Source organism: Caloramator sp. E03, from assembly GCF_006016075.1.
Lineage (GTDB): Bacteria > Bacillota > Clostridia > Clostridiales > Caloramatoraceae > Caloramator_B.
Genome location: NZ_CP040093.1, coordinates 2227949 through 2252819 on the forward strand (window position 1 = coordinate 2227949; position 24871 = coordinate 2252819).

The following is a 24871-nucleotide window of genomic DNA, read 5'->3' on the forward strand; positions in this document are numbered from 1 at the left end:
TTTCATATACCCTCTATTTTAATGCCTTTTCAATTCTATATAGTCCTTCCTCAAGTAAAATCCTTGGACAAGCAAAATTAAGCCTTAAAAAGCCCTCACCTTGACTTCCAAAATCAAGCCCACTGTTAAGGCCAACCTTTGCTTTTTTAATCATAAATTCTACAAGTTCATCATGTTTTATGTTAAGATTTTTAAAGTTAAGCCAGGCAAGATATGTACCTTCCGGTTTTGTTATATTTACTTTGTGTGAGTTTGAGCGAGCAAAATCCATTAATAGGTTAATATTTCCCTCAAGATATTTTAATAATTCGTCAAGCCATTCTTCTCCATATTTATAGGCTGATTCAAGTGCTACAATTCCGAAAACATTGCTTGAGCTTATTTCGAGGCTTTCAATTGTATTTTCAAATTTATCTCTTAATTTTTTGTTAGGAATTATAGTCGCTGATGTTGAAAGTCCTGCAATATTAAATGTTTTACTTGGAGCAATAAATGTTATAGTATTTTGAAGTACTGCTTCATTTAAAGATGCTATAGGTATGTGCTTTTTATCTTTATACACTATATCAGAATGAATTTCGTCAGATACAATAATTATATTATGTTTTAAACATATATTTGAAAGTTTTTCAAGCTCATCTTTATCCCATACTCTACCAACTGGATTGTGAGGGCTGCAAAGCATGAGCATTTTAACCTTTGAATCTATTTTACTTTCAAGATCATCAAAATCCATCACAAACTTTCCATCCTGTAATTTTAAAGGATTTTCTACAATTTGTCTTCCATTGTTTTTTATTACTTTAAAAAAAGGAGGATAGATTGGAGGCTGGATTATAATTTTATCGCCTATATCAGTAAAGGATAGAACTGCAATGGCAAGTGCAGGTACGACTCCTGGAGAGAATCCTAACCATTCGCGATTTATTTCCCAGCTATGGCGTTTTTTTACCCAGTTTATTATAGATTCATAATATGTTTGTGGCCTGATTGTATATCCAAAAATACCATGCTCTGTTCTTTTTTTAATTGCTTCAATTATTTCAGGTGCAACTTCAAAATCCATATCAGCAACCCACATGGGCAGTATATCGTTACTTCCAAATCTTTCTTTTAAAGTATCCCACTTTACGCAATTTGTATTTTTTCTTTCTATTATTTTGTCAAAATCATATTTCATAAGTATCCCCCTTTTAAAAGTAATAAATTTTGTAATGTTATTATTTTTTCATATATTCATCAACTATTTTTTGAGCTATTTTTTTGGATGCAGTAGCTTGGGCTATTAGATTGAGTACTGTTAAAAATACGAATATCCTTTCAAAATTTTCCTTATCAATATTATTTTCTTTTATTATTTTAATGAGTTTTTCTTTAATTTCTTTATTCTTTTCAGTAAAATTTTTAAGGCTTTCCTTTTGAAGCTCAGTAAAAATTTTGTATGTGTTTTCCCAAGTCATAATATCATCAGAGGAAGTGTTAATGTCATTAAATGCTAGATTAAATACTTTTTTTATTTCCTCAGCTGAAAGTATTGGTCTCATGTAACTTAAAAGTATTAGCTGAATGAGATGATCCTTTGTATAGCCACGTTTTTTTCCATCTTCGGGTTTTGATATTATTTGTGCTTTTATATAGTTTTGAATAATATTATTTGTATAGTTTTCATCAAATTTATCGTTAAGATAATCAGTAACTTGTGATAAATATAGATCATAAAGGGGGAGATCTTCATATTCTAATATATTAAATTCCTTTACCCTTTCTAAAATTTTATCTATATTATTCATGTTTTCCCTCCTTAACAATTGTTACATTTATATTATATAGTATTAAATACTATGTTACAAGGTAATAAAATAAAAATAATTTTTTTATAATCGTGAGAAAATTAAAGAGATAATAAGAAAATAAAAGAAATATATACAAGCTGTATTACAATAAAGTAGTTCTAAAATAAAATAAGATAATATATACATTGTAAAACAGTAATAATTACCATATAATAAGATTTGTAATAAAGAAAAGCATCTTTTTAAGGGGGTGATTTTAATAAATGTTTATATTATTAAAATGATTCATATATATTAATAATGATTTAAGTAATTTTGTAATTAAAAAGTTTTATTAATATTAAAAAGAATGGAGAGATTTAAAATGAATAAAAAGCTTTATAGATCAAGAACTGATAGAATGATTGCAGGAGTTTGTGGCGGAATTGCAAAGTATTTTGATATTGATCCTACCTTTGTGAGGTTATTTTGGGTATTTATAACTCTTTTAGGTGGATCAGGAGTACTAGCATACATTATATGTGCAATTGTAATTCCAAATGAGGAAATATAAAAAAGCTATGGAATATAAAATTGATTTTTAGGATTGATTTGATATGCTAATATAAAACTATGATTAAAAATAAAAAATAGAAATGGGGGATTGGTTTGTATTATATTTTATTTACACTTCTTTTTTTAAAATTTAGTATAAAAAAAGAAGATATTAAAGAACAAATTCCAAGAGCTATTATAGGTGCTTTTATTAGCTTTTTAATATTCTATCTATTTAATAAAGATAGAAGTTTATCTCTTATTCTTTCTGCTTTATGGATTCCAGCTCTTTTTCAAATTATTTTTACATCAAGCTTTCAATCTATTAAAGGAAAAAAGATATCAAAAGCTTATTGTTTGATTGCTTCCATTGTTTTAGCTTTTAGCTTTATTTATAATTTGTATCCCTACATTACAGGAAGCTCCAGGAAGCTTGCAGAAATGGTTCCTGTAAATGAGAGCAGTGAGATGGTATCAAAAATAGATTCTCAGCATGTTATTATTATCCCTCCTGAAACTGCTTACTATAAGATGCAGAAGATGCTTGGAACTCTTCCTAACCCAAGCATTTATAGGATTGGAGAGCTTGGAATAACAATGACAAAGGATGGAGCGTGTTATGTAGCGCCTATTGAAGTTGATGGATTTTTTAGGGCGCTTTCAAATAAAGAAATTCCTGGAGTAATATATGTATCAGCAGAAAGGTATGAAGAGGCAAAGATTATTAATGTACCTGTTAAAGTTGCAGACTCCTTTGTTTTTGGAAGAGACCTTAAAAGATATTTAAGGCAGTTTAAGCCAGGAGCAGTTTTATTCCAAGCAAATGCTGAACTTGATGATGAAGGTAACCCCTATTATGTTGGAAGCTATGGCCATTATGCTTATGGAAGAAAAGGACCTGTTATAGATGGAGTACTTCTTTTATCCTTTAGGGATGGTAAAGTTACAGATTACAGTAAAGATAAGGTTCCTTCGTGGGTTGATGAGATTTATCCATCGGATGTTGCAGAGAAATATAATAATTATTTTGGAACATTAAAAGATGGGCTTTTTAATATGCTTATAACTAAAAAAGGAGTTCATATACCTACAAATTGGGGCTCTAATTCAAGTGTAGCAGGGCTTGAGGTGAATTCAACGGAGGTTATAGGTGTAATTGATGGAGATAAAAAATTGAAATGGTTTACGGATCATACGAACACTTCTGATACTTCAACAACGATGACAGGTTATACTCTAATGGATATGAGAAGTGGGAAAACTATATACTATAAAACTCCTGGCTATATAAATGGTAAAGGAGCAATGAATGTTGTAACTAAAGCTTTAGGTGCTAATAGTATGAATTGGACACCTGCACAGCCTATATTTTATAACCTTTTTGGTACAGAGGCCTGGGTGGTACCAGTTATTAACAAAACTGATGGAGCTTTTATTAAGCTTGGAATTGTTGCAGCACAGAGTAGCTATGTTGTTCTTGAGGACAGTAAGGATGCAGCTATAGAGTCATTTAAAAATGCAATTGCTTATGGACTTATAAATAGTAATACTGGAGCTAATGCAAATAGCATTAATGCTGAGGAAAAGTCTATATCAGGGAAGGTTTTAAGAATAAATGCTGTAACTGAAAATGGCAATACTGTATTCTATGTAAAACTTGAGGGAGTAGATAGGGTATTTATGATTAACAAATCCGTTGGAATAGATATAACTCTTACAAGGGATGGAGATAATGTTGATATTAAATATCTTGATATAAAAGGAAACAATGTTGTATCTACAACCTATTTTAAAAATAATAGCATTAAGTAAATTAAAATAGCCCGCTTTTTAAACGGGCTATTTTAGCATTTTTATTCTCATCTTTGACAGTTGCGAGAAGCAAAAAGCCTGTAGAACCATTGAATATCAAGGGCTCTCAGGCTTTTATACTTTTCAAAAAAGTGAACAATGTTTTTTATTTTTTCGTGTCTTTAAAAATTTTCTTCATTTGTTTCATATTAATTATTTGATAATCCGTTCTAAAGCCAAATTTGTCATGTAAATCATCTGTAAAATCAGTCCTTGTATATATTGGAATATAGCCCTCATTCTTAATCTCATAAAAATTCATTTCTCTAAGTCCTGATATAATATCGCTACACGTATATTTTTCTGAAAGCTTTTTTTCTAATAGCCTATATATCATCAGGGAAATGAAACAAGTTGTAAAATGCGCTTTTATTCTATCATCTCTTCTTAAATATACTGGTCTTGCCTTAAACTCTGATTTCATAATACGGAAGGACTCTTCTATTTCCCAACGCCTTCTATTAATTTTTATAATTGCGGCAGCATCATCACTTATATTTGTACATACTGCGTAAAAACCATCATACATTGCCTCTTGTGCTATTAAATCAGCATTAATGCTGTATAATTCTTTTTCAGCTACTTCACCGTCAGGTGTGTAGTGAGTCTTTGAAATAAAGCGTTTGTAATCATTAGCATTACATTTCTTCAATTTTGTAGGATTGGTATCAATAACCTCTTGAGCTCTCTCTATTTGGTTACCTCTTATAGTTCTTTGATAGTTTCTATATTTCAAGGAAAATGTTACAATAAGTTTTTGTTCAAGCCCGTCTTCTTTTATCCAGCGTTCCTTATAAAAAATTTTATTAATATCTGCTTCTTCGTTAATTTCGTTTAAATTATATACTTTGTCTGAATCGCTAAGATGCCATCCTTTGGGGTCTAACGCCCATTCTTTTAAATGTGATTTTAATTTTTTAATAGATTGTGTAGTAATAAAAGCTCGATTTTGTATATTATTAAATTTTCTGTTTGCTGTAGATGCAAGCCCTGCATCTGTACAAATGATAAATTTTGAAAGCCCAAATTCGGATATAATTTTTTGCTCTAAAGGTTTTAAAGTTACTTGTTCATTAGTATTACCTTTGTTTATACAAAATGCAAGGGGGATGCCGTCTCCATCCATGAAAAGTCCCATTTGAACAATTGGATTGGGTCTATGTTCCTTCGATACTCCATACTGTTTTAATCCTTCTTCCTGTTCAATTTCAAAGAAATAGTTGGTGCAGTCATAATAGAGAACTCCTTTATTACGATTGCAAACTTTAAGACTGTTCTTATATAATTCTGACTGAATAAAATCTGTTTCTTCTGAAATTACTTCTAAAGCTCTATAAATATGCTGAAGCTCAAAATCAGGCTGCTCAATAAATTTTTTTGATAGTTCGTATGTAGCAAGCTTAGATGATGGATAAATAATTCTTGCATAAATTAATCTTGATAGTATTGAATTTAGATTAAAATTAAATTTATGTTTATCCGAAATATTTTTACAGATATTTTGCAGCCCAAGCTCGTTATATATTTTTTGTAAAAACAAGTAACTACCATTAAAAGTATGCTGTTCGTCTTTGTTAATTTGTTTAACAGGCGAGTATTTTACTAATATTTCTCTTTTCTCTTCTTTTTCTTTTCTATTTAACTCTTCAACGTACCTCTTCCCCCATTCTATAGGGTCTTGTCCGTTTAGTTTTTTTAAAAGTTCATCATAAGTGCCAAGCTTCTCAACTACTTTTGAAGTACGATTGCCTTTTTCATAAACAGATTTAACTACGTATAAGGATGCTGCATTTTTTGATTTAACAATTTGTAATCTCATTTTTTCACATCTCTTCATATATTTATATCTATATTATAACACATTGTTACACATTGTGCACTATAAAAATTTAAAATTTGACAAAAAAATAAGCCTATATCAAGGCTTTAAGGCACTTTTTTTGTCTTGCAACTGTCAAAGACCCGGAAACAATGTTGTATCTACAACCTATTTTAAAAATAATAGCATTAAGTAAATTAAAATAGCCCGCTTTTTAAACGGGCTATTTTAGCATTTTTATTGAAATATTTAAAATATTAAGTTAATATTTATATAATAGAGGTATATTTTTACATAAAGGAGGTTTAATATGAAGGTTAGAAAAAAGGACGGAAGTTTTCAGGAGTTTAATTTAGAAAAGATAGTGAGAAGTATAGAGGCAGCTTCTGATGAGGTTGGAGAACCAATGACTCTATCAGATTTAAATAATATTTCAAAAGAGGTTGAAAAAAAGCTTAAGGCTTTATACAAGGATGAAGTCTCTTATGCTGAGATAAGGGATACGATTGTAAATGAGCTTAAAAGTAGTGGATTTAGCGATGTTGCAAAATCCTACAGTGATTTTTAAAATATTAAGAAGGTCTGTACAAAAAGGAAAGTTTATATAAAAAGCAACCAAGCAAATGGAATTTACTTGGTTGCTTTAACATTATTTTAAAACGTTTTCAATGAATTTTCCATTTTCATAGAAGAGTTCACCGTCTGCATATATTTTACCGCCATTTCTCATATCGCAGAGCATATCCCAATGTATAGCAGACTTGTTAATACCGCCGGCTTCTGGCATAGAATCCCCGATAGCAAAATGCACAGTTCCACCAATTTTCTCATCAAAGAGCATATTCCTTGTAAATTTTTGAATTCCATAATTAGTGCCTATAGCAACTTCTCCAAACTTCTTTGCTCCTTCATCTATATCTAATAAAGCATGAAGAAGGTCTTCCCCTTTTTTTGCTTCAGCCTTTACAACTATTCCATTTTCAACATAAAGCTTTATACCTTCAATTTCCTTCCCCATATATATTCCAGGGAAGGAAAAAGTTATGTATCCGTCTGTTCCTATATCTACTGGTGATGTAAATATTTCTCCATCTGGGAAGTTCACTCTTCCATCACAATTAATCCATTTTCTTCCTTCAATATTTACTTTTATATCAGTTCCTTCAGAAATTATATGTAGCTGTTTTTTACTATCAAGATATTTAACCCATCTTTCCTGCTGGCTACTTATTCTTTCCCATTCAGCTATTGGGTCATCTTTATCTAAAAGTCCTGCTCCATATACAAAATCTTCATATTCACTAAGGCTCATGTTTGCTTCTTGAGCATCTGCATAAGTTGGGTACTGAGTACCACACCATCTGAGACTTCCATCACCCATTCTTGAAGAATAAATCTTTCTCCAGCTTGCAGCACCCTTTGAACGTAATTGCAATTTATTAGAATCAATATTTGAATTTGCCCTTGTATTTTTAGTTCCCCAAGCTGTAAGCCAAACGTCAGCCTTTTCAAGGGCATATTTTAATATGAAATGTTCTTCTAATAATTGCTCATCTGTAGCATTTTTAAGTATTTGTTCCTGAACTTCCTGGCATGTTAGCATGGTTTCTACATGAGCTCCAGCTTTGACAGCTTCTTTAACAACTTCTGCCATCCAAGGACTTGCTATATCTTCACAGGAAACAAATACAAAATCCCCCTTTTTAACTTTTGTAGAATAGTTAACTAATAATTTTGCTAATTTATTAAGTCTTGGATCAGCCATACAAATTACCCCTTTCTACAATTATAATATCATTTTAACACAATTACCATTTACTTCAATTATTTTTTAATTTAAAAGGGAGCATAGAATAAGAGTATATAAGCTCCCTTTTTATATAATTCTTTAAAACAATAAAATAAAATTATAAAGTTTTATTTAGTCTACTTTTTTTATTCCATATTTTTGACATTTTAGAGCCATTGTTCTATGAGTTAGTCCAAGAACCTTCCCGGCTTTGTTATAGGTTTTATACTTTTCCATTGCAGCTTTTATTATTTCCTTTTCATAATCTTCAAATCTTAGCATATCTTCAACTAAAAGGTTTATTATACCTTCTGTTTGGGTGGATTTATGAGTTAAAAATACAGGTAAATCCTTTAATGTTATTATATCCCCGTCGCATATATTCATAGCTCTTTCTATTATATTTTCAAGCTCTCTAATGTTTCCTGGCCAGTCATACTTTAAAAGGCAGTCCATAGATTCTTTGCTTATTCCTTTTATATTTTTGTTTAGCTTTTTATTAAGTTTTGTAATAAAGTATTCAGTTAAAGGTCCTATGTCCATTTTCCTATCTCTTAAAGATGGTAGTGATATTGATATTACGTTAAGTCTATAATATAGGTCTTGCCTAAATTCTCCTTTTTTAATCATTTCTTCAAGGTTTCTGTTTGTTGCAGCTATAAATCTTATATCGACCTTTTGAGTAGTTAGACCTCCTATACTTTCAAATTCTTTTTCTTGAAGAACTCTAAGGAGTTTTACCTGCATACTTATTGGCATGTCTCCTATTTCATCTAAAAATACAGTGCCTTCGTTTGCAAGAGTTAATTTTCCAACCTTGTTTTTATATGCACCTGTAAAAGCTCCTTTTTCATATCCAAAGAGTTCACTTTCAAGAAGGTTTTCAGGTATTGCAGCGCAGTTTATTCTTATAAAGGGCTTATCTTTCCTATCGCTTGAGTTGTGTATTGCCTTTGCTATAAGCTCCTTACCTGTACCACTTTCACCTCTTATTAAAACAGTTGATATGGAGTTAGCAGCTTTCTTTGCTATAAATATTGCCTCTTTTAGAGAGGAACTTGTGCCAATTATGTCTTTAAAGGCACCTTCTTCTCTTGTATGCTGAATGAATCTTTCTTTGTAGTATTTGAGCTCTGCCTGCGAATGCTCAAGCTTTTCTATAAGTTCTTTTATTTCATTTACAGGTTTTGATATGGAGATTATTCCATAGAACTTATCGTTAATAAACAAGGGTTCAACCTTTGAAATTAGCTCTACCCCGTTTTTCTCATAAGACATGTTTTGAATTTTTTCTTTAGATTCAAAAGCTTTCATTCTAAGCCCTTTTGGAGATATATCTTTAAGATCCTTTCCTATGATATCCTCTGCTTTTATGTTAAAGTATTTTTCATAAGAAGGATTTATATAACTTATTTTTCTTTTTTCATCGACAAAGCATATAAGGTCGCTTGAAGACTCTAATATCTTTTTTAGCTTTACGTTTGCTTCTTTTATGGATACAAGCTCTGATATATCTTGAAATGTAGCAACAGCTCCGATTATATCCTTATTTAAGATAATTGGGGATATATTCATAGCAAGTTCCTTATCGTTTATTATTTTTATATCACCTAAACAGCTTACTCCATCTTTTAAAACATTTTCTATATTTATGTTTTTGATAATATTTTCTATGCTTTTACCAAGTACATCATTTAGTTCCTTATTTAATATTTTTAGCATTGAGCTATTTATATAAATTATTGATGAATTTATATCACACATTATTAATCCTATGGATAGGCTCTCTAAAACTTGCTCGTTAGCTATTGAGTTTTCTTTTAGTATATAATCTATATCGCTTATTGAATTCTTGTCTTCACAAAGGCTTGAAATGAAATCATAAAGCTCAAGTACGGCATTTTGATCTTTAAAATCTTCCCCCTTTGATGATATTTCTATTGTATCTCCCTTGTTAATTTTTAGGGAAAGTATTGCAATTATTCCTATTACAACAGGGAAAGTATCGCCAGATTTTTTAATATAAAGTTCTGTGCCATATTTTTTTTTGAGCTCGTTTGCTTTGTTTACTATTTCAGCTGCAATTCTTGTATGAACTCCTTCTTGTATTCCTATTGTAACTTCTTTTTTAAACATACTTAACCTCCAAAAGTGATAATTTTTATCAAAAACATTATTAGCATGATAAATATTATCAAAAACTTTGTTAGCTATTTTATTTTATATCTTTTTAAATGTTAATACAAGAATTATATAAAAAAATTGATAAATTTTATCATAATATGTAATTCCAAATTACGGGATTTACTGATTTAAAAGCTTTCTTGTATATTGGCATGGTTTTTGCATAACATATAAATAAAAAGCTATAGTAAATAATAAGATTACAGGGGGAATAAATTATGGTATCAAAAGAAGTAACAGTATTAAACGCAACAGGAATACACGCAAGACCAGCAGCGATATTTGTTAAGACAGCATCTGGTTTTAAAGCTGATGTAAATGTAAGCAAAGATGGTAAAACAGTTTCTGCTAAATCTATAATTGGAGTTTTAAGCCTTTGTATAAATAAAGGCTCAAAAATAACTATAACTGCAAATGGAGAAGATGAAGGGGAAGCTTTAGCTGCTTTAGTTAATCTTGTTGATTCTAAGTTTGGAGAGGAATAAGGTTATGATGGATAATTTAACAAAAAAAGGAATAGCTTCTTCAAAGGGATATGCAATAGGTTATGTTTATCTAAAACAGGATGAAAATGTTAATTTAGATGAGATAGCTTTTACAAGCATAAATGAAGAAAAAGAAAAGTTAAATGTTGCTATAGAAAAAGCTAAAGAGCAGCTTCAAAAGATTAAAGAGAAAGCTGAAAAATCTATAGGAAAAGCTGAAGCTGAAATTTTTTCTTCTCATATAATGCTTTTAGAAGATGAAGAATTTATAAAAGCTATTACAAGCTTGATAGAAAACGAGAATATTGTTGCTGAAAAGGCTGTTGAAAAAGCAGTTAAGACTTTTGCAGATATGTTTTCAATGATGGAAGATAACTATATGAAGGAGAGGGCTGCTGATATTAAGGATATTGGCAAAAGGCTGATTAAAAATCTTTGCGGTATAGTTGATGATGCTGAAGATTTAGGAGAAAATACTGTAGTAGTTGCTCATGACTTAACTCCTTCAGATACTGCACAGATTGATAAGAGTAAAGTTTGTGCATTTTTAACTGATATAGGTGGTTTTACATCTCACAGTTCAATACTTGCAAGAACGCTTGAGATTCCCTGTGTTGTTGGTATGCAGGATATAACATCAAGTGTGAAAACTGGAGATAGAATCATTGTTGATGGAGTAGAAGGCATAGTTATAATTAATCCTGATGAGGATACAATAAAAAAATATGAAAAATTAAAGGAAGAATTTGAAAACGAAAAGATAAAGCTTAGAAGACTTATAGATGTAAATGCAGTTACAAAGTCTGGTAAAAGGGTAATAGTAGCAGGTAACATAGGTTCTCCTAAGGATGCAGATAAAGTGTTAGAAGTTGGAGGAGAAGGAATAGGCCTATTTAGAACAGAGTTTTTATTCATGGGAAAAGAAAACTTCCCAACTGAAGAAGAACAATTTGAAGCATATAAGTATGTTGCATCAAAGATGAATGGAAGACAGGTAATTATAAGAACACTTGATATCGGTGGGGATAAGAGTCTTCCATATCTTGACATGCCCCATGAGCTTAATCCTTTCCTTGGCTATAGAGCAATAAGACTTTGCCTTGATAACAAACCTTTATTTAAGACTCAGCTTAGGGCTATACTTAGGGCTTCTGCTTTTGGAAAAATTGGAATTATGTTTCCTATGATAAGCAGCCTTGAAGAGTTCTTAAAGGCAAAAGAAATTGTTGAAGAGTGTAAAGCAGAGTTAAGGGAAGAAAAAATAAACTTTGATGAAAATGTTGAAATAGGTGTTATGATAGAAATACCTTCAGCAGCATTGATAGCTGATGAACTTGCAAAGTATGTTGACTTTTTCAGCATAGGAACCAATGACCTTATTCAATATACTCTTGCAGTTGATAGGATGAATGAAAAGGTTTCTTATCTTTATAATCCAATGCATCCTGCTGTATTAAAGCTTATTGAAATGACAATAAATGCAGCTCACAAGGAAGGCAAATGGTGCGGAATGTGTGGTGAAATGGCAGGAGATGAAAGAGCAATTCCAAAGCTATTAGAGCTTGGTCTTGATGAATTTTCAATGAGTGCATCATCTATACTCAGAGCAAAAGAAATAATAATAAATTGGGAATAAAAAAGAAGGGACCCCCTTCTTTTTTTTTATGATAAAATTATAGGCAAACACAATAATGTTATAGGTAGATATTTTATATAAAATATATTAAGATTAATTTACATTTTGCATATTTATAAGGTATAATCTTATTATAATGAGTTTAAGGGGGTGATTAAAATAAAAGAATATATGGGTACTATAGTTAATGCTATAGCTATTATTATAGGAAGTGTGATAGGTATTATTATTCGAAGGGGGTTGCCTAATAAAATAAAGGATACTCTTATGAATGGACTTGCATTATGCGTTTTATTTATTGGCATATCAGGAGTTCTTAAAGGAAATAATACTCTATTGATAATTATAAGCATAGTTATTGGAGGGATTGTAGGGGAATTAATAGATATTGACAGAATCTTGATAAAACTTGGAAATAGAGTAGAAGAAAATTTTAAAGGGAAAGAAAGCAAAATATCTGAGGCTTTTGTTACATCTACTCTTTTGTTTTGCGTAGGCTCAATGGCAATCGTTGGGGCACTGGAAAGCGGACTTACTGGCAATCATCATACGCTTTATGCTAAATCAATGATTGATGGTATAGTTTCAGTAATATATAGTTCAACATTAGGAATTGGAGTTGCTTTTTCATCAGCTGCTGTATTTTTATATCAAGGTCTTATAACACTTTGTGCTTCTTTTTTGAAAGGCTTTTTAATTGAGAGCGTAATATCAAATATGACGGCAGTCGGGAGTCTTCTTATAATTGGCTTAGGATTAAATATGCTTGGTGTTACAAAAATAAAAGTAGCAAATTTACTTCCTGCCATTTTCTTACCAATAATATATCAGTTAATTGCTTAAGTATTTAAGTAAATGGAGGGTTTATTTTGATATATAGACTTGAAAAATTTGTTAATATAAAAAGTGTATCAAGACTATTAAATAGCATTTATAACATATCTGGCATTCCAATAGGAATATTTAATATTAATGGAAAACCAATCTATATTATAGAATGGAATGATTTGTGTACTAAGTTAAATAAAATTAATGATAAGATTAATAAAATGTGTGTAAAAAATATGCATATTATGCTTGAAGATTTAAATAAAAATGGATATAAAAGATTCATTGTATAATTAAATGCAACAGGTAAAAAATATTTAAACCATAGTGAAAATCATGTATGATATAGGTGACAAATCCAAACATACAGGAGGTTTTCACTATGGTTCATAAAAATAATTATAACACACCTATACGTTCTTTTAAACATCTGAAATCTTATGAACGTGGAGAAATTTTTGCCTTGCTTAAAGAAGGTAAAAGTATTCGTTATATTGCTAAAAAATTAGGACGAAGTCCAAGTACTATAAGCCGTGAAATTAAACGTGGTACTGTATCACAATTAAAAAGTGATTTATCTTATTATTCAAGTTATTTCCCTGAAACTGGGCAAGCTGTCTATAAAAATCACCGCTCAAATTGCGGAGCAAAAATTAAATTGGCTAAAGTAGAAACCTTTATAAAATTTGCAGAAGAAAAAATCCGTAAAAATAATTGGTCTGTTGATACTGTCGTTGGTTATTGCAAAACTGATCCTTCTTGGAAAGATGAGTTCATTGTTTCAACTAAGACCTTATATAACTATATTGATAGAGGATTTTTATCTATACGTAATATAGATTTACCTTTAAAAACACATTTAAAACCTAAAAAGAAAAGAATTAGGGAGAACAAACGCCTTTTAGGTAAAAGTATTGATTTAAGGCCTGAACAAATTAATTCTCGTCAAGAATTTGGACATTGGGAAATAGATACTGTTATAGGTAAAAAATCAGGCGATAAAGCTCTTTTAACTTTAACAGAACGTAAATCCCGTTATGAAATAATAATGCTTTTAGATAATAAAGATGCTAAGTCTGTTGATGATTCTATAAAGAGACTTATGGAAGTATATAAGGATAATTTTAAAAAGATTTTCAAGAGTATTACGGCAGATAATGGAGTTGAATTTAGTAATTTACAATTCATTCTTAAAAAATATGATGTTGAGGTATATTATACCCATCCCTTTTCTTCTTTTGAAAGAGGAACTAACGAACGACATAATGGTCTTATACGTCGTTTTATCCCTAAGGGAAAGAGTATAAAGGATATATCTATTGATACCATTAAAAGAATTCAAAATTGGATGAATACACTCCCACGAAAATTACTAAATTACAAAACTCCTGAAAAATTTTTTTACGAGGAATTATTAAAAATAGCCTAAATCATATTATGAATATTGTAGATGCCACTTGTGGTATGTCAAGGGTAAAGCTACGCCTGCTACGCAGCCCTTGACATACCCCTGCGTGACATATAGATTGATAATTAAGATGGATTTAAGGCTATTTTGACTATTTTTAGTCCTTATACTACATGATTTTTCACAGAGTGTTGCATTTATTATTGCAATTTAAGAAATGGATATAAAATATGTACATGTTTTAACAATCTTTCATATATTTTGGTGCCAATATATGTAAAAAAAGTATTAATTGCGTATCTTTATATAGGGCAGTTTTTTTTAAATGAACCAGATATAGAATATTATAAAAATCAGGCAATAAAGTATGGCATCAATGAGGAAGAATACATTAATGCTGTTAAGAAAATACCTGTTATAACTAAAGAAAAGGCAGAAGATTATTTAAAATTGCTAATGGAAATTTCTAATCTAATATCTCAAATGGCGGAAAAACAAATAAAAGCTGAAGAAGCCTTAGATAAGGTTAAGCATAGTAATAAAATGCTTGAGATGATAAACAATAATTTAATTAAAACTGAGGAAAAGCTTTTTGAGCAATATAATAAGGTTTTAGAATCAGAAAAATATAAAGCGGAATTTTTTGCAAACATATCTCATGAGTTTAGAACGCCTGTCAATGTTATTCATGCTGCAATTCAAATGTCAAAGGTTATAGTAGATAGTCAGCAGAATTTCCCGAATAAGGACAAACTCATTAAATATCTTGATTCTATGAAGCAGAATAGTTACAGATTGATTAGGCTTGTAAGCAACCTTATAGATATAACAAAGATAGATTCAAATTACTTAAATTTAAACCTTATGAATTGTGATATAGTAGATTTAATAAAATCAATAACTTTGTCGGTTCAGGAGTATGCTGATTGTAAAGATATAAAAATGTATTTTGATGCAAATGAGAATAGTAGAATAATTGCCTGTGACCCTCATAATGTGGAAAGGGTTATGTTAAACCTTCTATCAAATGCAATAAAGTTTAATGTAAAAGGTGGGAGTATATTTGTATATGTAAAAAGTGAAGATGAAAAAATAACAATATCTGTAAGGGATACTGGTGTTGGGATACCAAAGGATAAGCAAGCCTATATATTTGATAGATTTTTCCAAGTAGACGGGAATATAAATAGAAAAAATGAAGGCAGCGGTCTTGGATTATCTATTGTAAAGTCCCTTGTGGAGCTACATAAAGGCAAAATATATTTTAATAGTACTATAGGTATTGGTACTGAATTTTATGTTGAACTTCCAACAAATTTACAGGTTACAGATGAAAATCTTAAAGATGAGATATATAAATTCAGCTATTTAGATAATCTTGAAAAATTAAATATAGAATTTTGGGATATTGGATAAAATATCAAAATAAAACAAAGCCCCGCATAAAATAGGGGGCTTAAAATTTTATCCTAAAATAGTTTTTAAATCTGCATCAGCTGTTGATATTGGTTTTATATTGAATTTATCAATTAAAACCTGAAGTACATCAGGTGATATAAAAGCAGGAAGTGTTGGTCCAAGATAAATGTTCTTAATTCCAAGGGAAAGAAGCGTTAATAGTATACAAACTGCCTTTTGCTCATACCATGATAATATTAACGATAGTGGAAGGTCGTTAATTCCGCATCCTAACGCATCAGCAAGTCCCTGTGCAATTTTAATTGCTGAATAGGAGTCATTGCACTGACCTACATCAAGAAGCCTTGGGAATTCACCAATTGAGCCAAAGTCCAGTTTGTTAAATCTATATTTACCACAGGCAAGGGTTAGAATTATAGTATCCTTTGGTGCTTTTTGTGCAAATTCGGTATAGTAGTTTCTGCCAGGCCTTGCACCGTCACATCCTCCGATTAGGAAGAAATGTTTAATCTGACCTTTCTTTACTGCGTCAAGAATCTTATCTGCAAGGGAAAGAACTGTATTGTGGCCAAATCCAACAAGTATTGTTTTATCAGGTTCATCTTCCGTAAATCCTCCAAGTTCAAGAGCTTTGTTTATTATTGGGGTAAAATCCTTTTTACCATTAGTCTCTCTAATGTGCTGTATATTAGGCCATCCTACAATACTTGTGGTAAATATTCTATCCTTATAGGAATCACGAGGCTTTTGCAAACAGTTAGTAGTCATAAGTATGCATCCGGGAATATTATCAAATTCGTTTTGCTGGTTTTGCCAAGCTCCTCCAAAGTTTCCAACAAGGTGTTTAAACTTTTTAAGTTCAGGATAGCCGTGGGCAGGAAGCATTTCACCATGGGTATATATATTTATGCCTTTTCCTTCAGTTTGGATTAAAAGCTCATGCAAATCTTTTAAATCATGGCCTGATACAATAATAAATGGACCTTTTTTCTTGCTTATTAAAACTTGTGTTGGAACAGGATTGCCATAGGTTTGAGTATTGGCTTTATCAAGAAGCTCCATACATTTTAGATTTACCTTTCCCAATTCCATTATAAGGTTAAAAAGATCATCAACAGTTAGTTTATCATCAATAGTTGAAGCAAAAGCTTTATAGAAGAAGTTATTAACATAATCATCATAAAATCCTAAAACATGGGCATGATGTGAGTATGCTGCCATCCCTTTTAGTCCATAGATTAATGTTTCCCTTAAGGAGCGGATGTTCATGTCTAGGTTTTGGTCATACATAATACCAGCTTTCTTTGCATCCTTTAGCATTTCATCCTTTGATGCTGGAATAGTATAATTTACACATTCAGGAGTATTGGCAGGAACATTGCCAAGAAGGGATTTTAAATTTTCTTTTATTTTTTGAGCCTTATTTAAATATTCAACAAATCTTTCAGGGTCAAAATTTACGTTAGTTAATGTTGAAAAGCAGGCATCCTGTATAAATTTAGAAATTTCTTTATCAATATTTTTTCCCTGTTTTAAAATTTCATTTCCTAAAAAGCCTATTCCTTTAAGTTGATAAATTAATAGATCTTGAAGTGCAGCAACTTCTGCATCTTTTCCGCAGTTTCCAGCCTTTGTACATCCTTTACCACCAATTGTCTGTTCGCACTGATAACAAAACATAAGCTCTTCCATTTAAAAACCTCCTTTTGTATTTTCAAATATTATTATTCTATAAAATAAAAAAAAAAATACGAAGGCTATCTAATAATATTAGGTTAAATTGTAGAGAATACAGCTTAGCCTTCATAAATTAAAAAGCTCTTAATCTGCACATGAATAATTTGCAGATTAAGAGCTTTCTTCATAAAGCTGCATTTTAATAATATATTATAATTTAATAAAAAATAAATTATTTTACGGTTATCTTACAATATACTTTATATCCGTAATTTGGCATATAGGCATATATTATTGTATTTCCCTTTGAGAGAGCTGTTACGCATCCAGAGGAGTCAACCTTTGCAACTTTGCTATTACTTGATGACCATAATATCTTTTTATTTATTATATTAACAGGTAAAGTTGAAGCCTTTAAGTTTATCTTTTGACCTTTTCTTAAAGTAGTATTAGTTATATTAAGTTTTAAGCCTGTAAGTTTAAGATTATTAACGCTGTTTCCATACTTTACAAGAACAGCATCTCCAAATCCAATACTTATCCCGCTCATATCTTTGTCGCTGCTTGTTGAAAATCCAACAGCAGTATATTCATCATTATAAAAATACCCATGATTAAAACAATTTATGCCTGATCCACCAAAGGATTTTTTCCATATTAAATTTCCGTTATCATCGTATTTTAACATTATTGCAGTGGATGTACCCTTTGATAATGAAGACATGTCCTTATCATTAGAATAGGATCTTCCAAAAACAATGTAACCGTCATTATCAGTATTAAGACCGTTAAAGCAGTCATAACGGCTTCCACCAAAGGTTTTATTCCATATTAAGTTTCCGTAATTATCATATTTTGCAATAAATCCGTCAGTATCACCCTTCGAAAGTCCCTCAAAATTTTCATCGGAGGATTTTGTTTCCCCAATTGCAACATAACCATCCTTTGTTGAAATTACATATTTAAAAGCTTCATCATTATTTCCAGCCAATATTTTTTTCCACTGAATATTTCCATCTTTATCATATTTAACGATTATTGCATCATAGCTTTGGTTATAATAACAGTCTTTAATTCCTGACATATCATAAGTATCAGAATTAGAACTTCCAACGGCTATAAATCCTCCATCAGAAGTTGGACAAACCGAATAAAATATCTCGTATATATCTCCACAGAAAGTTTTTTTCCAAAGTATTTCCCCATTTTGAGATACTTTAACTATTAAAGCATCACTGCGCTGTATGTTTAGATTTGATAAATCCTTATCTGTGGATAAAGTTTGACCAACAGCAACGTAGTTTCCATCATTTAAAACTGCAACTGATGTAAAAAAATCATAATTTGAACCACCTATTATCCTTTTCCAAAGAAGAGTTCCACTATTAGAGTATTTTGCTAAAACTGCATCTTCAATTCCTTTATTCAATCCTTTTAAATCTCCATCAGTAGAATAGGAAGAGCCAGCAACTATATAATCGTTATTATTATCTTTTGCAATAGAGTAAAAGAAATCTTCCTTATTGCCTCCAAATAAACTTTTCCATTTTATAGAGCCGTATTTATCTATTTTCATTATAAAAGCATCTGTATAATAACCTTTTCTTAATCCCTTAAAATCTCCTGTGTCTGAACCTGTATGACCTAATATAACACATCCTCCATCTTCTGTTTGAATTAAAGATTTAAAATCATCTCCTTCTTCTCCCCCGTAAGCCTTTGCCCAAAGAATGTTAGGGGAAGATGCTGCTTTTGCAGTTTTAACAAAATAATTAAAGGGTGTTTGTAACAGCATACAAAATATTAAAAGTAGGATTGTTTTGATATAAAATTTCTTCTTCATAGCAATTACCTCCTGTCATAATAATATATTACACAATTCGACACAAAAAAAGAAAATCCTTCTTAGTTATTTTATGAAAATAAAAATTATTGTATATTTTTTAACATAAATTTGTTATTATATAGAGTGCACGGAGCAAAAAGGAGGGATTTTATTTAAAACTTTGCTAATGCAACCCAAATTCAGCTAAATAGCTAGACAATTAAAACTAATCAACTTAGGATAAGGAGTGTTAGTATGGACAAAAAATATGTTAAGTCAATTAATTCAGAATCCTTTATTTTTTTAATTCTAACAGTTATTTGTTTTACATTCTTAGGTAAAGTTATGGGAGTTGCTAATATGTTTAGTACTATCATGAAAACAGCCCATGACCTTTTAATTAACACAGTCTTTTTTATAATGGCCATTGCAGTATTAGCAGGTGCATTTGGTGCTCTTTTATCTGAATTTGGAGTTTTAGCATTAATAAATAAAATTCTTTCTCCTTTGATGAAGCCTTTATATGATATGCCCGGTGCTGCAAGTATTGGAGTTTTAACTACATATTTATCAGATAATCCCGCAATTATAACATTAGCAAAGGACAAAGGGTTTGTTAAGTATTTTAAGAAATATCAAATCCCTGCTTTAACTAATCTTGGCACAGCATTTGGTATGGGACTTATAGTTACAACATTTATGATTTCACAAGCACCAAATGGACAAAGCTTCTTTTTGCCTGTGCTATTCGGTAACATATCTGCTGTTGTAGGAAGTATTGTAAGTGTCAGAATAATGATGCATTTTACTAAAAAAGAATATGGAACAGAAGAAATGGCATCAAAAGGAGAAGATGGAATAGATTTAATGAAATATAGAGAAATAAGAAATGGTAATGTATTTCAAAGGGCACTTGAAGCTATATTAGATGGTGGTAAGACAGGAGTAGAAATGGGAATGTCTATAATCCCTGGTGTAGTTATTATTTGTACTTTAGTTATGATGCTTACAAACGCACCAAAAGGAGGCGTATATACAGGAGCTGCTTATGAAGGTGTTCCTGTTTTACCTTGGATAGGAAGCAAAATTAATTTTATATTAAAGCCTTTATTAGGCTTTAAATCCCCAGAAGCTATAGCCTTTCCAATAACTGCACTTGGAGCAGTTGGAGCTGCCCTTGGCTTAGTGCCTAAATTTATACAATCTGGTCTTATAGGAGCCAATGAAATTGCTGTATTTACTGCAATGGGAATGTGCTGGAGTGGCTATTTGTCAACTCATGTAGCTATGATGGATGCACTTGAGAGCAGGCAGCTTACAAATAAAGCAATACTTTCCCATACTATAGGAGGTATTGTTGCAGGTATAGTTGCTCACTTACTAATGGTCATATTTTAATTTAAGTATTAAATAAGCCTCGCAATGCGGGGCTTATTATTGTAAATACCTACTTTAATTATTATTCAACTACTGTCAGCTCTTTTGGAAATTTATTTAATACTTCACATCCATCTTCTGTAACAAGAACTAGATCTTCAATTCTAACTCCAACTTCACCTTCTAAATATATTCCAGGTTCTATTGAAAATATCATACCAGGCTTTAAAATATCATTATTTACCGATGAAACGTCTCCAAAGTCATGAACTTCTATTCCAATTGAGTGACCTGTCCTGTGAGTAAAATATTTTCCATATCCCTTAGACTCAATGTAATCCCTTGCTGCAGCATCTATATCGCAAAATTTAACTCCTGGTTTTACTCTTTCAATTGCCCTTTTATTTGCTTCAAGAACTATATTATATATTTCCTTTGCCTTATCAGGAACATATTTATAAAATACGGTCCTTGTCATATCGGAGCAATATGAATCCTTTACGCAGCCTATATCTAATATTATGCTGTCTCCTTCTTTAACTGTGGAATTATCAGGTTCATGGTGAGGATCTGCAGCATTAGGGCCGTAGGCTATAATAGGGCTGAAGGAAAATCCATCGGCACCAAGCTTTTCATATATATCAGATAAAATACCTGACATCTTTTTTTCTGAAAGCTTATCAGGAATTGACTTTATAAGCTTTTTCATTGCCTTATCATTAATTTCAGAGGCTTTTCTCATTAAATTCTTTTCTTCTTCATCTTTGCACATTCTTAATCTATCTAATATAAAAGAGCTATTAATAAAATTGTTATTTGAAGTTAATTCCATAAGCCTTAAAAGAAATCTTGAAGGCCAGTTTTTATCTATTCCAATTGTTTTATTAGAATCTATGTATTTTGAAAGTATTTCAACAGGATCCTGTATATCATTAAATCTTATTATTTCAACACCTAAATCTTCATTTACAGGGAATAGTTCATTTATAAAAAGTTTTGGGGTTTCATTAGAGGAGATAAAAAGTACAAGCATTCTCTCTCCAGGATGAATCCATTTTTTAGTTAAATAAAAAATAGAGGCAGGGTCTGAAACTAAAATTTGATGTATGTTTCTATTATCCATTTCTTTTAATACTGCATTAAGCCTTTCTTTTACCAATATTATCAGCTCCTTTGTAAAAACTTATATAAATTATATCATACAAAAAGTGTTATTAACAATTATTGGATTGATAATTTAGGTTATGGTTTATTATTTTTTAGAAAAAGGCTAATAAGGATATTTAGTATCAATGAATGTAATATAAAAATCAATTTTATAATTATAAGGCTAATATAAAAAATAAAGCCTCTTAATTTTGAGGCTTTATCCGAATATACCGACAGTCTGAAAAAATGGAGCAAAATCTTTTTCTTTCCATTTTAAAGACGTTTGAACATATCCTAATGAATCTGCGTTATATCTTCCCGCAATTCTTTGCATTGCGTAAAGATCAAAGATTCCATCCCTGTCAAAGTCAACAGGGTACAGCCCTCCAAGGGGATTTACCCATCCTTCAATTGGCTCTTTTAATTTTCCCTTAGAATCATATATTTCTGACAAATATTCTTTCCCTTTATATTTTATATCTATAGTATATTTTTGAGAGTTACTGCCTATAACGATTACCTGATAAAAGTCGAGGTATGTCACTTTATAATTATATTTTTTGTTAAACTCTTCATAATCGAATATTTTTATAAACGTATTATTAATGAAAGAATAAATATAATAGTATGCAAGCCCACCGCTTCCCCCTGAATCTATACTAATTAATATGTCATTTCTATTATTATCTGTGAAATTTCCTAAAAATATTGTTGGATTATAACCGGAATTTTGTTTTGGCATGATAGTATGAAATTTATTAGTTCTGCCATCTTGAATAATTAAAGTTATATTACCAATATAATTACTATTATCATCAAAAATTTTTTGCCCTAAAAGAAAGACATTATCTTCAATAAGGTCTCCATTTATATCCCCTTGCTTAAAATCAATTACATATATTTTATCGGAGAAAGAATTGTTTAATCTATAGGGAGATAAAGAATACATAGGCAGCCTCCATGAAATCATTTATTATATGATATGTTTAAACATAAAGAAGTGTGAATTTATTAATATGTTATACAACATGTCCGAGTGTGTCGATATATGAAAAAAAGAAAGAAAGGAAGAAATAAAAAGAAAATAATATATAATATTAAATAATTAGGGATCTAAAGATTTATAGATAAATAAAGTGATGATATTATATAAAAGTCGCTGCAATGCGGCGGCAACAAAAAATAAAAAAAGTTGTTGACATAATAAAAAGCTGATGCTAAAATAACAAGTGCTGTCGCTAAGAAACAGCAAACTAAAAGCTAAAAAATAGAAATAAAAAATATGTTGACAATGAAGAAATGACATGATATGATAATTGAGCGCCTTGATGAGAGGCAAGTTTGAACCTTGAAAATTGAACAGTGGATAAGCGAACGTACCGAGAAGTAATTCAAATAAAACAGGATTAAAATGTGGATACCACATTGAAATAAGATTTTATCTTAAGAGTTTGATCCTGGCTCAGGACGAACGCTGGCGGCGTGCCTAACACATGCAAGTCGAGCGGAGGCAGCACTTAACACTGAGTGCTCAGATGTGAATATAGTTTAAAGTAAGCCAGCGTCAAGCACGCGCAAGCGGGCTTTACGCTAAAAAGGATAACACATACTGAGTATTGAGTGTTAAGGGCTGCCTTAGCGGCGGACGGGTGAGTAACACGTGGGTAACCTGCCTCAAGGAGGGGGATAACACTAAGAAATTGGTGCTAATACCGCATAAAGCTAATGCTTCGCATGAGGCGTTAGCCAAAGGAGTAATCCGCCTTGGGATGGGCCCGCGGCCCATTAGCTAGTTGGTGAGGTAACGGCTCACCAAGGCGACGATGGGTAGCCGACCTGAGAGGGTGATCGGCCACATTGGGACTGAGACACGGCCCAGACTCCTACGGGAGGCAGCAGTGGGGAATATTGCACAATGGGGGAAACCCTGATGCAGCAACGCCGCGTGAGCGAAGAAGGCCTTCGGGTTGTAAAGCTCTGTCTTCCCTGACGATAATGACGGTAAGGGAGGAGGAAGCCACGGCTAACTACGTGCCAGCAGCCGCGGTAATACGTAGGTGGCGAGCGTTGTCCGGAATTACTGGGCGTAAAGGGTGCGTAGGCGGTTCTCTAAGTGGGATGTGAAATCCATGGGCTTAACCCATGAACTGCATTCCAAACTGGAGAGCTAGAGTGCAGGAGAGGAAAGCGGAATTCCCAGTGTAGCGGTGAAATGCGTAGATATTGGGAGGAACACCAGTGGCGAAGGCGGTTTTCTGGACTGTAACTGACGCTGAGGCACGAAAGCGTGGGGAGCAAACAGGATTAGATACCCTGGTAGTCCACGCTGTAAACGATGGGTACTAGGTGTGGGAGGCGTAGCCTTCCGTGCCGCAGTTAACACATTAAGTACCCCGCCTGGGAAGTACGATCGCAAGATTAAAACTCAAAGGAATTGACGGGGGCCCGCACAAGCAGCGGAGCATGTGGTTTAATTCGAAGCAACGCGAAGAACCTTACCAGGGCTTGACATCTACCGAATCCTGTAGAGATACGGGAGTGCCCCTTTGGGGAACGGTAAGACAGGTGGTGCATGGTTGTCGTCAGCTCGTGTCGTGAGATGTTGGGTTAAGTCCCGCAACGAGCGCAACCCTTGCCTTTAGTTGCCAGCACTTCGGGTGGGCACTCTAAAGGGACTGCTAGGGTTAACCTAGAGGAAGGTGGGGATGACGTCAAATCATCATGCCCTTTATGCCCTGGGCTACACACGTGCTACAATGGCCGGTACAAAGAGCAGCGATGCCGTGAGGCGGAGCAAATCTTTAAAACCGGTCCCAGTTCAGATTGTAGGCTGCAACTCGCCTACATGAAGCCGGAGTTGCTAGTAATCGCGGATCAGCATGCCGCGGTGAATACGTTCCCGGGCCTTGTACACACCGCCCGTCACACCATGAGAGTCGGCAACACCCGAAGTCAGTGGGCTAACCCGAAAGGGAGGCAGCTGCCGAAGGTGGGGTTGATGATTGGGGTGAAGTCGTAACAAGGTAGCCGTAGGAGAACCTGCGGCTGGATCACCTCCTTTCTATGGGGAAAATGCCTAAACGGCATTTTCCGGGCA

19 protein-coding genes and 1 rRNA gene are annotated in these 24871 nt (G+C 32.1%); 11 read left to right on the forward strand and 9 right to left on the reverse strand.

All coding sequences use genetic code 11. From position 1 onward, the window contains the following. Nucleotides 1–13 precede the first annotated feature (13 nt). Nucleotides 14–1180, reverse strand: coding sequence for a MalY/PatB family protein (locus FDN13_RS10760; RefSeq protein ID WP_138980324.1), 1167 nt, complete (start codon nt 1178–1180; stop codon nt 14–16). A gap of 40 nt (nt 1181–1220) precedes the next feature. Further along, entirely contained in the window at nt 1221–1790 is a 570-nt protein-coding gene (locus tag FDN13_RS10765; RefSeq protein ID WP_138980326.1) for a DUF1836 domain-containing protein, read from the reverse strand. A gap of 367 nt (nt 1791–2157) precedes the next feature. Here FDN13_RS10765 and FDN13_RS10770 point away from each other — a divergent pair, with 367 nt between their 5' ends. Then, nucleotides 2158–2346 carry a PspC domain-containing protein gene (locus FDN13_RS10770; protein ID WP_138980329.1) on the forward strand — a complete coding sequence of 63 codons (189 nt, stop codon included), beginning with the start codon at nt 2158–2160 and terminating at the stop codon, nt 2344–2346. 95 nt (nt 2347–2441) lie between these two features. Next, nucleotides 2442–4139 (forward strand): hypothetical protein, encoded by a 1698-nt coding sequence (locus tag FDN13_RS10775; protein ID WP_138980331.1) that lies wholly within the window; start codon nt 2442–2444, stop codon nt 4137–4139. A 145-nt stretch (nt 4140–4284) separates the two neighbouring features. On the opposite strand, the gene FDN13_RS10780 is transcribed toward FDN13_RS10775, so the two are convergent. Further along, complete coding sequence (locus tag FDN13_RS10780; protein WP_138978594.1) at nt 4285–5997, reverse strand: IS1634 family transposase; 1713 nt, start codon at nt 5995–5997, stop codon at nt 4285–4287. A gap of 310 nt (nt 5998–6307) precedes the next feature. Here FDN13_RS10780 and FDN13_RS10785 point away from each other — a divergent pair, with 310 nt between their 5' ends. Next, on the forward strand, nt 6308–6565 hold the full coding sequence (locus FDN13_RS10785) for an ATP cone domain-containing protein (protein WP_138980332.1): 258 nt from the start codon (nt 6308–6310) through the stop codon (nt 6563–6565). 81 nt (nt 6566–6646) lie between these two features. Here the strand turns inward: FDN13_RS10785 and FDN13_RS10790 are convergent, their stop codons facing one another. Both FDN13_RS10790 and FDN13_RS10795 read right to left on the reverse strand, forming a co-directional pair. Next, on the reverse strand, nt 6647–7762 hold the full coding sequence (locus FDN13_RS10790) for an aminopeptidase (protein ID WP_138980334.1): 1116 nt from the start codon (nt 7760–7762) through the stop codon (nt 6647–6649). Between the two features lie 156 nt (nt 7763–7918). After that, entirely contained in the window at nt 7919–9922 is a 2004-nt protein-coding gene (locus FDN13_RS10795; RefSeq protein WP_138980336.1) for a sigma 54-interacting transcriptional regulator, read from the reverse strand. A gap of 266 nt (nt 9923–10188) precedes the next feature. On the opposite strand from FDN13_RS10795, the gene FDN13_RS10800 reads away from it, so the two are divergent. The 6 genes from FDN13_RS10800 (at nt 10189) to FDN13_RS10825 (ending at nt 15743) form a co-directional block, all read left to right on the forward strand. Continuing rightward, the gene (locus FDN13_RS10800; protein ID WP_138980338.1) at nt 10189–10455 is read left to right on the forward strand and encodes an HPr family phosphocarrier protein; all 267 of its coding nucleotides are present in this window, start codon (nt 10189–10191) and stop codon (nt 10453–10455) included. A 4-nt stretch (nt 10456–10459) separates the two neighbouring features. After that, complete coding sequence (gene ptsP / locus FDN13_RS10805; protein WP_243120212.1) at nt 10460–12091, forward strand: phosphoenolpyruvate--protein phosphotransferase; 1632 nt, start codon at nt 10460–10462, stop codon at nt 12089–12091. A 171-nt stretch (nt 12092–12262) separates the two neighbouring features. After that, on the forward strand, nt 12263–12934 hold the full coding sequence (locus FDN13_RS10810; RefSeq protein WP_138981078.1) for a DUF554 domain-containing protein: 672 nt from the start codon (nt 12263–12265) through the stop codon (nt 12932–12934). Nucleotides 12935–12960: 26 nt separating this feature from the next. After that, complete coding sequence (locus tag FDN13_RS10815; RefSeq protein WP_168190144.1) at nt 12961–13212, forward strand: PocR ligand-binding domain-containing protein; 252 nt, start codon at nt 12961–12963, stop codon at nt 13210–13212. A gap of 89 nt (nt 13213–13301) precedes the next feature. Beyond that, the gene (locus FDN13_RS10820) at nt 13302–14348 is read left to right on the forward strand and encodes an IS30 family transposase (protein WP_138978399.1); all 1047 of its coding nucleotides are present in this window, start codon (nt 13302–13304) and stop codon (nt 14346–14348) included. Between the two features lie 207 nt (nt 14349–14555). Then, a complete protein-coding gene (locus FDN13_RS10825) occupies nt 14556–15743 on the forward strand; it encodes an ATP-binding protein (RefSeq protein WP_256372280.1) in 1188 nt (395 codons plus the stop codon). Nucleotides 15744–15791: 48 nt separating this feature from the next. Here the strand turns inward: FDN13_RS10825 and hcp are convergent, their stop codons facing one another. Further along, complete coding sequence (gene hcp, locus FDN13_RS10830; RefSeq protein ID WP_138980344.1) at nt 15792–17438, reverse strand: hydroxylamine reductase; 1647 nt, start codon at nt 17436–17438, stop codon at nt 15792–15794. A 217-nt stretch (nt 17439–17655) separates the two neighbouring features. Continuing rightward, nucleotides 17656–19266 carry an Ig-like domain-containing protein gene (locus FDN13_RS10835; protein ID WP_138980346.1) on the reverse strand — a complete coding sequence of 537 codons (1611 nt, stop codon included), beginning with the start codon at nt 19264–19266 and terminating at the stop codon, nt 17656–17658. A 237-nt stretch (nt 19267–19503) separates the two neighbouring features. Between FDN13_RS10835 and FDN13_RS10840 the strand changes: the two genes are divergently transcribed. Continuing rightward, on the forward strand, nt 19504–20646 hold the full coding sequence (locus FDN13_RS10840) for a CD0519/CD1768 family membrane protein (RefSeq protein ID WP_138980349.1): 1143 nt from the start codon (nt 19504–19506) through the stop codon (nt 20644–20646). A 61-nt stretch (nt 20647–20707) separates the two neighbouring features. Here FDN13_RS10840 and FDN13_RS10845 read toward each other — a convergent pair whose 3' ends face one another. Both FDN13_RS10845 and FDN13_RS10850 read right to left on the reverse strand, forming a co-directional pair. Then, nucleotides 20708–21784, reverse strand: a complete 1077-nt coding sequence (locus tag FDN13_RS10845) for a M24 family metallopeptidase (RefSeq protein ID WP_138980352.1) — start codon at nt 21782–21784, stop codon at nt 20708–20710. A 207-nt stretch (nt 21785–21991) separates the two neighbouring features. Next, a complete protein-coding gene (locus FDN13_RS10850; protein ID WP_138980354.1) occupies nt 21992–22723 on the reverse strand; it encodes a VCBS repeat-containing protein in 732 nt (243 codons plus the stop codon). A 490-nt stretch (nt 22724–23213) separates the two neighbouring features. Between FDN13_RS10850 and FDN13_RS10855 the strand changes: the two genes are divergently transcribed. Then, nucleotides 23214–24835: ribosomal RNA gene (locus FDN13_RS10855) — 16S ribosomal RNA — on the forward strand. The last annotated feature ends 36 nt before the right edge of the window (nt 24836–24871 follow it).